The organism is Halomonas sp. 141, assembly GCF_002810305.1.
GTDB lineage: Bacteria > Pseudomonadota > Gammaproteobacteria > Pseudomonadales > Halomonadaceae > Vreelandella > Vreelandella stevensii.
Map to the genome: position 1 here is coordinate 173,632 of NZ_PINZ01000002.1, position 12,695 is coordinate 186,326.

Annotated in this window: 13 protein-coding genes; 12 read left to right on the forward strand and 1 reads right to left on the reverse strand. The window is 61.2% G+C overall.

The features are described 5' to 3' along the window. Positions 1 to 23: 23 nt before the first annotated feature. From fabG to CWI66_RS02240, 11 genes are all read left to right on the forward strand, one after another. Complete coding sequence (gene fabG / locus CWI66_RS02190) at positions 24 to 767, forward strand: 3-oxoacyl-ACP reductase FabG (RefSeq protein WP_081194090.1); 744 nt, start codon at positions 24 to 26, stop codon at positions 765 to 767. A 124-nt stretch (positions 768 to 891) separates the two neighbouring features. Further along, complete coding sequence (gene acpP, locus CWI66_RS02195) at positions 892 to 1,125, forward strand: acyl carrier protein (RefSeq protein WP_008956801.1); 234 nt, start codon at positions 892 to 894, stop codon at positions 1,123 to 1,125. Between the two features lie 195 nt (positions 1,126 to 1,320). Beyond that, positions 1,321 to 2,559, forward strand: a complete 1,239-nt coding sequence (gene fabF / locus CWI66_RS02200; RefSeq protein ID WP_081194088.1) for a beta-ketoacyl-ACP synthase II — start codon at positions 1,321 to 1,323, stop codon at positions 2,557 to 2,559. A gap of 6 nt (positions 2,560 to 2,565) precedes the next feature. Then, on the forward strand, positions 2,566 to 3,366 hold the full coding sequence (gene pabC / locus CWI66_RS02205) for an aminodeoxychorismate lyase (RefSeq protein ID WP_100730801.1): 801 nt from the start codon (positions 2,566 to 2,568) through the stop codon (positions 3,364 to 3,366). A 35-nt stretch (positions 3,367 to 3,401) separates the two neighbouring features. Then, positions 3,402 to 4,409 carry an endolytic transglycosylase MltG gene (gene mltG, locus CWI66_RS02210; protein ID WP_100730802.1) on the forward strand — a complete coding sequence of 336 codons (1,008 nt, stop codon included), beginning with the start codon at positions 3,402 to 3,404 and terminating at the stop codon, positions 4,407 to 4,409. 54 nt (positions 4,410 to 4,463) lie between these two features. Beyond that, positions 4,464 to 5,117 (forward strand): dTMP kinase, encoded by a 654-nt coding sequence (gene tmk / locus CWI66_RS02215; RefSeq protein ID WP_016913555.1) that lies wholly within the window; start codon positions 4,464 to 4,466, stop codon positions 5,115 to 5,117. After that, positions 5,108 to 6,091: a DNA polymerase III subunit delta' gene (locus CWI66_RS02220; protein WP_016913556.1), complete on the forward strand. Its 984-nt coding sequence runs from the start codon at positions 5,108 to 5,110 to the stop codon at positions 6,089 to 6,091. The genes tmk and CWI66_RS02220 overlap by 10 nt, the downstream gene beginning before the upstream one ends. 24 nt (positions 6,092 to 6,115) lie before the next feature. After that, positions 6,116 to 6,451: a PilZ domain-containing protein gene (locus tag CWI66_RS02225; RefSeq protein ID WP_016913557.1), complete on the forward strand. Its 336-nt coding sequence runs from the start codon at positions 6,116 to 6,118 to the stop codon at positions 6,449 to 6,451. 37 nt (positions 6,452 to 6,488) lie between these two features. After that, positions 6,489 to 7,322 carry a TatD family hydrolase gene (locus CWI66_RS02230; protein WP_100730803.1) on the forward strand — a complete coding sequence of 278 codons (834 nt, stop codon included), beginning with the start codon at positions 6,489 to 6,491 and terminating at the stop codon, positions 7,320 to 7,322. Positions 7,323 to 7,349: 27 nt separating this feature from the next. Beyond that, a complete protein-coding gene (locus CWI66_RS02235) occupies positions 7,350 to 7,910 on the forward strand; it encodes a DUF1285 domain-containing protein (protein WP_100730804.1) in 561 nt (186 codons plus the stop codon). Continuing rightward, positions 7,907 to 10,111: an ATP-dependent helicase gene (locus CWI66_RS02240; protein ID WP_100730805.1), complete on the forward strand. Its 2,205-nt coding sequence runs from the start codon at positions 7,907 to 7,909 to the stop codon at positions 10,109 to 10,111. Before CWI66_RS02235 ends, CWI66_RS02240 begins: the two co-directional genes overlap by 4 nt. Before the next feature lie 25 nt (positions 10,112 to 10,136). On the opposite strand, the gene CWI66_RS02245 is transcribed toward CWI66_RS02240, so the two are convergent. Continuing rightward, on the reverse strand, positions 10,137 to 11,801 hold the full coding sequence (locus tag CWI66_RS02245) for an electron transfer flavoprotein-ubiquinone oxidoreductase (RefSeq protein WP_100730806.1): 1,665 nt from the start codon (positions 11,799 to 11,801) through the stop codon (positions 10,137 to 10,139). Positions 11,802 to 12,159: 358 nt separating this feature from the next. Here CWI66_RS02245 and CWI66_RS02250 point away from each other — a divergent pair. After that, the coding region (locus CWI66_RS02250; RefSeq protein ID WP_100730807.1) for an electron transfer flavoprotein subunit beta/FixA family protein at positions 12,160 to 12,695 on the forward strand (536 nt) is incomplete at its 3' end.

Genomic DNA, 12,695 nt, shown 5'->3' on the forward strand with positions numbered 1-12,695 from the left:
AGTTTGGTGAAAGGATAAACGAAATGACGCAAGAAAAACGAGTGGCGCTGGTAACCGGTGCCAGCCGAGGCATCGGGCGAGCCATTGCGCATGAGCTAGGCCGCCAGGGGCGCATCGTGGTAGGCACGGCCACCAGTGTGTCAGGTGCCGAGAAGATCGATGCCGATCTCAAGGCCAATGGTATCGAAGGTGCAGGCCTGTGTCTGAACGTGACCGATCAGGCCAGCATCGATGAGGTGTTGAAGAGTATTGCCGAACGCTTTGGTGCGCCGACCATTCTGGTCAACAATGCCGGTATCACTCGTGATAACCTGCTCATGCGCATGAAGGAAGAGGAGTGGGACTCCGTCATGGATACCAACCTCAAGTCCGTCTATCGTGTCAGTAAGGCTTGCTTGCGTGGCATGACCAAGGCTCGTTTTGGCCGTATCGTGTCGATTAGCTCGGTGGTGGCGACCATGGGTAACCTGGGTCAGACCAACTACGCGGCTGCCAAGGCGGGCATGGAAGGGTTCAGTCGTGCACTGGCCCGTGAAGTTGCCTCGCGTGCGATCACGGTCAATGCCGTGGCACCGGGTTTCATCGCGACCGACATGACCGAAGCGCTGCCGGAGGCGCAGCACGAGATGCTGCTCAAGCAGATTCCGCTCGCTCGCCTGGGTGGGCCGGAAGAGATCGCCGCCGCAGTAGGGTTCCTGACCAGTGATGCTGCAGGTTACATCACGGGTGAAACCCTGCATGTCAACGGCGGTATGAATATGCGTTGATGGCCTTGAGACTGGCGGTTGCGTCAGCTTGAGGGCGTCTATAAACTACCCCGCAGCTTTTGGCTTGCGGTTTCCAAATAGCTGGTTATCTATAACGGCTAATGTGAACGACTGGAGTACGTTGATGAGTACTATTGAAGAGCGCGTTAAAAAAGTTGTGGCAGAGCGCCTGAACGTAAAAGAAGAAGATATCCAGAATAGCTCTTCTTTCACAGAAGACCTGGGTGCTGACTCTCTGGACACCGTTGAACTGGTGATGGCGTTGGAAGAGGAATTCGACACCGAAATTCCTGACGAAGAAGCCGAGAAGATCACCACGGTTCAGGAAGCCATCGACTACGTGAACGCCCACCAGTAAGGGCTCGGTCGACGCTGTGAACCAGGGTGGCAAGCTGTCCACCCATGTTAAAAAAGCCGTCCTGATATGGGGCGGCTTTTTTGCTTTGCGGTCACAATGAATATAACGTGCAATCTCCGTTATACTAGTCACCAATTTTGTGCTGCAAGATGACCCGGACGGGTCGTGTCACCAAGGATGCCTGGAGGAAAACTGATGGCGCGGAGAAGGGTAGTGGTAACCGGGTTAGGCCTGGTGACCCCAGTGGGCAACAACGTGGCTGAATCGTGGGCGAATATCGTCGCCGGTAAAAGTGGAATCGCAGCCATCGAGCATTTCGATACCAGCGGTTTCAACACGCGGTTTGGCGGTTCGGTCAAGGACTTCGATATCAGCCCTTATCTGAATCCGAAAGATGCCCGCAAGATGGATCTATTCATTCAATACGGCATGGCAGCCGGAGCCCAGGCCATTCAGGATTCTGGCATCGAGTGCACCGAAGAGAATGCCGAGCGGATTGGTGTGGCGGTAGGCTCGGGCATTGGCGGCCTGCCGATGATCGAGCAGAACCACAGTGCGCTGCTCAAGGGAGGCGCTCGTCGCGTGTCGCCGTTCTTCGTGCCCGGCTCTATCATCAATATGATTTCCGGTAACATGGCCATTCAGCACGGCTTCCGAGGCCCCAATATCGCGATTGCCACGGCCTGCACGTCGGGTACTCACAATATCGGCTACAGTGCGCGTACCATCGCCTATGGCGATGCCGACGTGATGGTGTGTGGCGGGGCAGAAATGGCCACTACGCCCTTGGGCCTGGGGGGCTTCTCAGCGGCCCGCGCCTTGTCTACTCGCAATGACGACCCGCAAGCGGCCAGCCGCCCCTGGGATCGGGATCGCGATGGTTTCGTGCTGTCCGACGGGGCGGGCATACTGGTGCTGGAAGAGTACGAGCACGCCAAGGCGCGCGGCGCACGCATCTATGCGGAGCTGGCAGGCTTTGGCATGAGCGATGATGCCTATCACATGACCGCCCCGCCGGAAGATGGTCGAGGCGCTGCGCTCTCCATGAGCAATGCCATCAAGGACGCGGGTATCGACCCCTCCGAGGTGGACTATATCAATGCCCATGGTACCTCGACGGCCGCAGGCGACCTGGCCGAAAGCCGTGCCGTCGAGAAGGTGTTGGGCAGTGCTGCGCAAGACGTGGCGGTCAGCTCGACCAAATCCATGATTGGCCACTTGCTGGGTGCGGCCGGTGCGGTTGAGGCGGTGTTCAGTATTCTGGCGATTCGTGATCAGGTGGCACCGCCCACCATCAACCTGGATAACCCCCAGGAGGGCTGTCGTCTCGACTACGTGCCCCACACCGCCCGCGACATGCGCATCGATATCACGCTCTCCAACTCCTTCGGGTTTGGTGGCACCAATGGTTCGCTGCTGTTCAAGCGGGTATAGCGCGTCATGACCATGCCTTGGGTGCCGTTCGATGACCGAGGGCTGGCGTATGGGGATGGCCTGTTCGAAACGGTACTGCTGCGTGAAGGGCAGCCCGTGCTGTGGTCATACCATCAGGCAAGATTGGCCTTGGGGTGCCAGCGGCTTGGTATTCCGATGCCTGCGGATTCAGCGCTTGCCGATACGTGGAAAACCCCCGCAGAGGCACCTCTGGAGGTGCTCAAGGTCATCGTGACCCGGGGCAGTGGAGGGCGCGGCTACGCGCTTCCCGATCAAATAGCGCCGAGGCTACTGAGCCGCAGAATGCCTTTTGCTGCCAGCCCCGAGCGCTGGCAGCCGGGGGTGCGCGTGCGCTTATGCCAACTGCGGCTGGGTCACCAGCCGCAGTTGGCGGGCATCAAGCACTTGAACCGCCTCGAAAACGTGCTTGCTCGCCGGGAGTGGCAGGCAAGTACCATTGCTGAAGGGCTGCTACTCGATCACCGCGATCACGTCATCGAAGCGACCAGCATGAACCTGTTCTGGCAATCGGGTCAGGCGTTGTTGACGCCCTTCGTCGATGGCTGCGGCGTCGCAGGAACGCTGCGGGCTGCGCTACTGGAGCTGGGGTATGTCAGGGAGAGCAAGCTGCCTGTGAGCGCGCTCTCCAGCGTCGAGCGCCTTTGGGTGGGCAACTCTGTGCAAGGTGTGTGGCCCGTGTATCGGTTGGATGACCCGCAGGGCAGCATCTTGCGTACCTGGCCGGAGGTGCAAGGCCCCGACCCGTTACAGCAGGTGGCCCATCCGTTATTGGGCTATCCAGCCTGAATAGTCAACAACGACTTTGAAATCACTGAGGTGACATCGTGAAACGGTTTCTTATCGCCGTGGGGCTGATCATTGCACTAGGCGTTGCCGCAGTGGCCGGTGGTTACGCCTATTGGCAGCATCGTCTGGCGGCGCCCATTGCGCTGGATGAGCCTGCGCTTTACCAGGTGCCTGCCGGTGCCGGCTTCAATCAGGTGATTCGCCAGTTGGAAGCGGAAGGCATTATCCAGGCGCGCTGGCCCTTCCAACTGCTGGCGCGGCTGGAGCCCGAGCAAGTGCCGCGCCTACGGGTAGGCGAATATCAGCTGGTGCCGGGCATGAGCGGTATGGAGTTGGTGGCACTGCTGGGCAGCAACAACGTGGTGACGTACTCGTTGACCATCCCGGAAGGGTGGACCTTCCGCCAGATGCGCGCTTTGCTGGACAGTGCCCCGAAGCTGGAAAATCGCACTGCCGAGATGAGCGATGACGAGGTCATGGCCTTATTGGGGCGTGAAGGCACGTTTCCTGAGGGTTGGTTCTTTCCGGATACCTACCGCTACCACCTGGGCATGAGTGATGTGGATATTCTGCGCCAGTCGCTGAGCCGCATGGAGCGAATCCTGGAAGAGGTCTGGGAGCAGCGTGATGACGACCTGACCATCGATACCCCTTACGAGGCGTTGATCATGGCGTCGTTGATCGAACGCGAAACCGGTGCGCCGGAAGAGCGTCGTGAAATCGCCGGGGTGTTCAAGCGGCGCATGGAGCGGGGCATGCGGCTGCAGACCGACCCGACCATCATCTATGGCATGGGCGAGCGTTATCAGGGGCGCATTACTCGCGCCGACATCCGCGAGGCAACCCCCTACAATACTTACGTGATCGATGGCCTTCCGCCCACGCCCATCGCCATGCCGGGGCGCGCCTCGCTGGAGGCGGCGGTGAATCCGTTGCCGGGTGAAACGCTCTACTTCGTTTCCCGTGGCGATGGTACGCACCACTTTTCGCGCACCCTGCGCGAGCACAACAATGCGGTGAATCGCTATATTCGCAACCGCTGACACACAGATCATGGCGAGCATTATCATGGCGTATCTATTCCGTAAGGGGCAGCAATGAGCAAGCGTGGTCGCTTCATCACCCTGGAGGGCGGTGAGGGCGTCGGAAAATCTACCAACGTGGCGTTCGTGGAGGCCTGGCTGAAAGAGCAGGGGCTCGACGTAGTGCGAACTCGTGAGCCCGGTGGCACGCCGCGTGCCGAAGCCATTCGCGAGCTGCTGCTGGATCCTGCACCCCAGGAGCCGCTGAGCGTGGACGCTGAGCTACTGCTGGTCTTTGCAGCCCGAGCACAGCATCTGGCGGAAAAAATCGTGCCGGCCCTGGAGCGCGGTGCCTGGGTAGTGTGTGACCGCTTCACCGACGCCACCTTTGCGTATCAGGGTGGCGGGCGTGGCATCGATCCGGCGCGCATTGCTCAGTTGGAGTGCTTCGTTCAGCAAGGGCTTGCGCCGGATTTGACGCTGCTGCTGGACATGCCCGTCGAGGCTGCCCGCCAACGCCTGGAGGGGCGGTTGCGTGATCTCAATACCCAGCGCGACCGTTTCGAGCAGGAGCAGGCCGCGTTTTTCGGCGCCGTGCGTGAGGCTTACCTGGCGCGGGCCCAAGCGGCACCGCAGCGCTTTGCCGTGGTCGATGCGGCACAGCCTCTCGAAAGCGTGCAGGCGGCCATTGCGCGCGCACTGGAAACACGGATGGCGCAATGGTCGTAAATGATGTCTTGCCGTGGCACCAGGCGACGTGGCGGCAGCTGGTTCGCTTGGCCGACAGCGGTCGCATGCCCCATGCGCTGCTGCTCAGCGGCGCCCATGGGGTGGGCAAGCAGCAGCTTGCCGAAGCGCTGATCGCACGCACGCTATGCGCGCAGCCCGGTGACCAGGCGTGTGGTCATTGCCATGCTTGCCATATGCTGGCGTCAGGCTATCACCCCGACCTGCTGAGGGTGTCGCCGGAGGAGGGCAAGCGTCAAATTCGCATAGACCCCATTCGCGAGGTCAACCGTTTCGTGTCACAAACGGCGCAGCAGGGTGGCTACCGAGTCATCGTCGTGTCACCTGCGGAGGCCATGAACATCGCGGCGGCCAATGCGCTGCTCAAGAGCCTCGAGGAGCCGGGTGAAAAGACGCTGTTCATTCTGCTCTCCGATGTGCCTTCCCGCACGCTGCCCACCATCCGTTCGCGCTGCCAGCAGTGGGCGCTACCCAGCGTGGCATTCGACGAGTGCCGTGGCTGGCTGACCCAGCAGTTGGGCGGTGACGAGGCACACTTCTGGTGGCAAGTTTCAGGCGGACTGCCCTTGCTGGCGGTGGAGCTGGCGGCGCCGGAGGAGCGGGCGCTACGCCATCAGATTCATGACTGCTTTGAGCAGCTGGTCAGAGGCGCCGAGCCGGTGGCGGAGGCGGCGCGGTTGGATCGTCAGGCGATCGATTCGATCTTGTGGTACGGTATCGCCTGGCTTGAAGACTTGATCCGGCTAGGGCTGTCGGGCGAGCAAAGTGCTTTGCATAACCCCGATCTTGCGCCGCTGTATCGGCAAGCCGTCAAGAATGGCCGGGTTCAGGATTGGTTTCGGCTGCTCGATTACGCCCGCGAGCAACGTCGGCTACTGGCCGTTGGAGCCAACCCCAACCCGCAACTGGTGCTGGAGGCCTGGCTGGTGCGCTGGTCGGCCCTGCTGCGCTCATGACAACGTGTTTTTGACGAGGTGGTGATGGCTGCTCAAAAAGCGCTCTCCTTGACCATACCGGATGTGCCTACGCTGCTCGCTGCCTATATGCCTTTTCTGGATCGCGGCGGGATCTTCGTCCCCACGCCTTCGCTCTATCGTCTCGGGCAGCCGGTGGTATTGCTGTTGACGCTGCCGGGGGAGACCGAACGCCTTTCTGTCAGTGGTCAGGTCATCTGGATTTCGCCTGAAGGTGTCAGCGGTCGGCGGATGCCGGGCATCGGGGTGCATTTCAGCCAACAGGATTACCCCGTTCGCGACCGGATCGAGACTTTGCTGGCCGGTCAGTTGGACAAGGCGCCGCCTTCGTTCACGTTGTAACATCGTCGTCACGCCACTCATCCCCTGCGAGATTTTCATGTTCGTTGATTCACACTGTCATCTGGACCGCCTATCCGAGCTTACTCACGGCGGCGACGTGGCTGCCACGCTGGCAGCAGCGCGTGCTGCTCACGTGCATCAGTTTCTGGCCATCTCGACCTCGCTGGAAGCGTTGCCTGGTCTGGCCGCCATCGCCAGAGAACATGAGGACGTGGTGATATCGGCAGGACTGCATCCGCTGCACCAGGCTCCGGTAGAGCCCAGCGTGGAGCAGATCGTGGAGGCCGCCCAGCAGTATGACGTGGTGGCCATCGGGGAAACCGGGCTGGATTACCACTATCAGGAGAGCGTGCCACAGGCCGTTCAGCATGAACGCTTCAAGCGTCACCTGATCGCTGCCTCCGAACTCGAGCTGCCGGTCATCGTGCATACTCGAGAGGCCAGGGAGGACACCCTGGCGCTGCTGCGCGAATACGCCGATCCTAACGTCGGCGGGGTATTGCACTGCTTCACCGAAGATCTGGACATGGCCCGAGAGGCCGTCCGGCTCGGCTTCTACATTTCGCTGTCGGGAATCATCACGTTCCGTAACGCAGCGCCATTGCGAGAGCTGGCTCGACAGCTGCCCCTCGACAGGCTGCTGATTGAAACCGATAGCCCTTATCTGGCCCCCGTGCCTCATCGCGGTAAGCCCAATGAGCCTGCCTGGGTCGTCGAAGTCGCCGAGTGCATTGCTCAGCAGCGCGGCATCACCACCGACGAGGTCGCCATGCAGACCACTGCCAATTTCTACCATCTGTTTCGTGGTGCCGTTCCCGATGCACCGCCTCATGTCAAAGAAGCGCTGGCCCAGTCCGGTCTGTTGGTGTAGCGCTCGGCGCAGTTCAGGAGAGGAACGATGACGCTGGATCGGCTACTGCAGCAACGGGGTGACGCGGCAGATATTCCCCCGCTGGATACCTGGCATCCTGCGCTGTCTGGCGACATGGATATCGTGATTCATCCAGACGGCACCTGGCAGCACGAGGGGCAGCCGTTTACGAGTCCGGCGGTGGCGAAGCTACTGGCAAGCCTGCTACGCCTGGACGATGAGGGCTACTGCCTGGTGACACCTGCGGAGCGCTGGCGCGTTCAAGTAGTGGATCGTCCGCTGCTGATCGTGGAAGCGGATTTCTACGCTGACGCCTGGTGGTTCAAGACTCAGTTCGACGATGTGGTGCGGCTGGACCACCAGCACCCGCTGACGCTGACCGCCACCCCCGACGGAGAGCTGGCCCCCGAGTGTGCGGTGCGCTTTGGCCTGGCCGCGCGCCTGCACCGCAACGTGTTCTACCGGCTGGTCGAGCAGGCCCAGATACACGAGCTGGCCGGTGGCCGCAGCGAGTGTCGTCTCTACAGTGCGGGTGAATGGCATCGGCTGGGCGTGTGGGATCACGGCGTGGCGGGTGAGGTCTCGTGAAACTGACTGCCGAACAGCAGGCCGTCGTTCACCACGATGCCGGGCATGCGCGGGTGGCGGCGGTAGCAGGGGCCGGTAAAACGACCACCATGGCCGCACGCGTGCTGCACCTGTTGGCGCAGGGAGTCTCCCCACGGCGGATGCTGGTGCTGATGTTCAACCGCTCGGCCAAGGATGATTTTCAGCGTCGCCTTGCCAAAATGGCGCCGCAGGGGCAAGCCTTGCCGGATGTACGTACCTTCCATTCGCTCGGGCATCGGCTCACGCAAAGTTTGTGTCGTTGGGGGGCGCTGGCGCCGCGGCGGCTGCTCTCTGCCGAGTGGCAGATGGAGCGTTTGCTGCGCCAGGCAAGTCTCAATGTGCTGGGCGATGCCGAGCAACGGGATGCCGCCCTGGAAGGGGAGCGCCTGGAAGCGCTGGCCCATTTTTGTGCTCTGGTCAAAGCAGAGATGTTGCCTGCTGCCACGCTGTATGAGCAGCTAGGTTACGAGCCTGACACCGATTACTTTCCGGCAGCCTTCCGCGAGGCCGAGCGCCTGCTGGAAGCCGAAGGCGTCATGACTTACGCGGACTTGCTCTACCGCCCGCTGCAAGCGCTGGAGGCCGAGCCTGCTTTGCGTCAGCGGGTCGAAGGATTCCTCGACCACGTCATCGTGGATGAATACCAGGATATCAATACCGTTCAGCAGCGGCTGTTGGCCGTGCTGGCAGGCCCTGATGCCAGCGTCATGGCAGTAGGAGATGCCAATCAGTGCATCTATGAATGGCGGGGTGCCAGGCCGGACACCATGCTGGAAAACTTTACCGCCACCTTCGGCACCGCCACGGATTACCCGCTCTCCACGACCTTTCGCCATGGACACGCGCTGGCGCTGACGGCCAACCACGCCATCATGGCGAACCAGCGCCGCCCCGACCAGCTATGCCTGGCGGCTGCCCAGAATCCGAAGACTCAGGTCCGCGTGGGGCAGGGCAGCCGCCTGTTGCTGGATGCCTTGATGGACTGGCAGGCCCAGGGGCGGGCATTGAGTGATGCCAGCCTGCTGGTGCGCAGCTGGGCGCTTTCGGTGCCTTTTCAGCTGGCGCTGCTGCAGGCCGGGGTGCCTTTTCGGCTGCTGCGTGAGGATCGCTTCGTGTTTCGCCTGCCGCTGGTACAGGCACTGGCAGGCTATTTGAAGCTGTCGCGGCGGGCCGAGTTGCTGCACGATCCCGAGCATCTGCTGCTGTTGCTGTCCCAGCCCGCGCCGTTCGTGGCCCGTGAGCGCCTGCAGCGCCTGGCGTCTCAGCTGGCGGCCACCCAGCGCTGGCCAGAGCGAGATGACGCCGTGCTGTCCGCGCTCAAACCCTTGCAGCGGCGCACGCTGAAAAAACGCTGGGAGCTGCTGTGCGAGCTGCCGCGTTTGGCTGGCTGGCCGCCAGCCCGGCTGCTGCATCACGTGGTGGATACCATCGATGCCGAGAAAACCCTCAAGCGCGCGGCTGCTCGGCGCGATAAAGGCGAGGAAGACGTGCGTCTGCTGGACGTGTTGATCGAACAGGCGGAGAGCGTTCGGGACCCCGATGCCTTCATCGAGCTGCTGGAGCGCCCAGTGGAGAATCAGGCCCAGGGCGTGTTGATTACCACGGTGCATGGTGCCAAAGGCCTGGAGTGGCCGCTGGTGGCGGTGGCCGGCGTCAATGAAGAGGACTTTCCCCACTACAGCCGCGACAACCCGCTCAGCGATGAGCGTCTGGAAGAGGAGCGGCGGCTGTTTTATGTGGCCATCACCCGCGCCAAAGAGCAGTTGCTGGTGCTGCATGACGGTGGCGCTCATCGCCCTAGTCGTTTCATTGGTGAAAGCGCCTGGCAGGATGCCGTGCGTATTGCTGAATGCCTGCATGATGAGGGCGGCAGCGCCGAGCCGCTGGAGGTATCGTCGCCTGGGTTGGTGAGACGCTACCTCGACCGGTTGGGACGCAGTGATATCGTTCTGACTGCCTCGCAGCTCAAGGAAACCCCTGCGGACTATCAAGTGACCATGTCGTTCTACCCGGGCCAGCGTCTGCGTCACGCCGTGTTTGGGGAAGGCGAGGTGGCGGCCGTGGAGGGCAACCCGTCGGACCCCGTCATCGACGTGAGGTTTGTGCAAGCGGGGCGTCGACGGCTGATCGCACGGCGTGCGCCCATCGAACATATTGAGACACCGGTGTCGCCAGTCTGACAAGCGGCACCGGTGTTGGGTAGGCTTACATGTTCGGATAGTTCGGGCCGCCACCGCCTTCGGGGGCTACCCAGGTGATGTTCTGGGCCGGGTCCTTGATATCGCAGGTCTTGCAGTGTACGCAGTTCTGGAAGTTGATCTGGAAGCGTGGCTGGCCCTGGTCATCCTCCACCACTTCATAGACACCCGCTGGGCAGTAGCGCTGTGCGGGCTCGGCGTATGTCGGCAGGTTGTCGCGAATCGGCAACGCCGGGTCAGCCAGGCGCAGGTGGCAGGGCTGGTCTTCCTCATGGTTGGTGTTCGAGAGAAATACCGAGGTGGACTTGTCGAAGGACAGCTTGCCGTCCGGCTTCGGATACTGAATCTTCTCGAATTCGGCCGCCGGTTTCAGGGCACCGTGGTCGGTGGTGGTGTCGTGCACGTTGGGCAGCTTGTTGCCCAGCAGCTGGTTCGCGAAGTTATAAGCCCCGCCGCCGACCGTGCCATATTTATGGATCGCCGGACCAAAGCTGGCGCTCTCTTTCAACTCCTGGTAAGCCCAGCTGGCCTCCCACAAGCGTTCGAAGCTGGCCAGCGTCTGCCCACCCTCGTCGCCGCCCTTGATGGCTTCGAAGACGCTCTCTGCCGCCACCATGCCTGATTTCATGGCGGTGTGCAGGCCCTTGATCTTGGCAAAGTTCAGCGTGCCCGCGTCACAACCAATCAGCAGACCACCGGGGAAGGTCATCCTGGGCAGGCAGTTGAAGCCTCCCTTGGCAATCGCGCGCGCGCCATAAGCCACCCGCTTGCCGCCTTCCAGATATTGGCTGAGCACCGGGTGATGCTTCATGCGCTGGAATTCGTCGAAGGGCGAGAGCCACGGATTCTGATAGCCCAGGTCCATGATCAGCCCCACCACGACCTGCTGGTTTTCGGCGTGGTAGAGAAACCAGCCACCGTGGGTCTTGCTGTCCAGCGGCCAGCCAGAGCCGTGAACCACCAGGCCAGGCTCGTGCTTGTCGGCGGGTACATCCCATAGCTCTTTCAGCCCGATGCCGTAGTGTTGAGGGTCTCGACCAGCATCCAGCGAGAACTGCTTGATCAGGCGTTTGCCTAGATGGCCTCTGGCGCCCTCGGCAAATAGCGTGTACTTGGCGCGCAGCTCCATGCCGGGCATGTGGCTATCCTTGGGGGTGCCATCGGCACCGATGCCCATGTCGCCAATCAGAATGCCGCGCACCACGTCATCCTCGATGATCACTTCCTGGGCGGCGAAGCCCGGAAATATCTCGACGCCCAGGGATTCTGCCTGCTCACCCAGCCAGCGGCACAGGTTGCCTGCGCTGATCACGTAGCGGGTCAGTTCACCGCCGGTGTTGTGCATGCTTTTGGGTACCAGCGCATTGGGGATTTTCTGCGCCTTTTTGGCATCCTTCAGCAAATAAACATCGTCGCGCGTGGCGGGCGTGTTCAGAGGAGCGCCGCGCTCTTCCCAGTCGGGAAAAAGCTCCGCCAGGGCGCGGGGTTCGAACACCGCGCCAGACAGAATATGCGCTCCTACCTCAGATCCTTTCTCGACCACGCAAACGGTCAGCTCTTGTTCCGCTGCGTTGGCCTGCTGCATCAAACGGCAGGCGGCGGCCAAGCCAGAGGGGCCTGCGCCCACGATGACCACGTCAAAATCCATTACATCGCGTTCAACGGTTTCCACCCGGTTTCTCCTTATTCTCATAAGTGCCACTCGTCGGTGCTAGCGATTGAGCACTAGCTTATGAAAAGATGGCCTTAATTTAAAACGGTCGTTTGCTTCTGGTTATCACCCATGATAGGCATAATACCTGTGTCAGGTAACCCCTACGATGGCAAAAGCGCACTTTACGGTAAAAGCCGCCAGCGACTACGACCAAGGCCGCAGTGATTAGGTGTTGTTGCATAAAGGTAGGCTGTGGCAAATTGATAGGGTTTTTCATTTGCTAGCCTATCAAACGCTTGCATGAATTTTTTTACGCTGCTATCCGAGCGGCGTCTGTTCAGGTCAACGGCTATCATCCAGGCCAAGCGAGGAACCTATGAAAGTACTGGTCGCGGTAAAACGCGTCATCGACTACAACGTCAAGATCCGCGTTAAAGCGGATCATTCTGACGTGGATCTTACCAACGTCAAAATGGCCATGAACCCTTTCTGCGAAATTGCCGTGGAAGAGGCCGTGCGCCTGAAAGAGAAGGGGGCGGCCAGTGAAGTGGTCGCTGTGACGGTAGGCCCCAGGGCTGCCCAGGAGCAGCTGCGCACCGCGCTGGCGCTGGGGGCTGACCGCGCCATCCACATCGAGACCGACGAGCGCGTCGAATCGCTGGCGGTGGCCAAGCTGCTGGCCAAGGTGGTGGATGAAGAGCAGCCCGGTTTGGTAATTCTCGGCAAACAGGCCATCGACACCGACAATAACCAGACCGGCCAGATGCTGGCGGCGCTGACCAATCTGCCCCAGGGCACTTTCGCCTCGGAAGTCGCCATCGATGGCGACAAGGTGAACGTCACCCGTGAAATCGACGGCGGCCTGCAAACCGTCGCCCTCACGCTGCCTGCCATTGTCACCACCGACCTGCG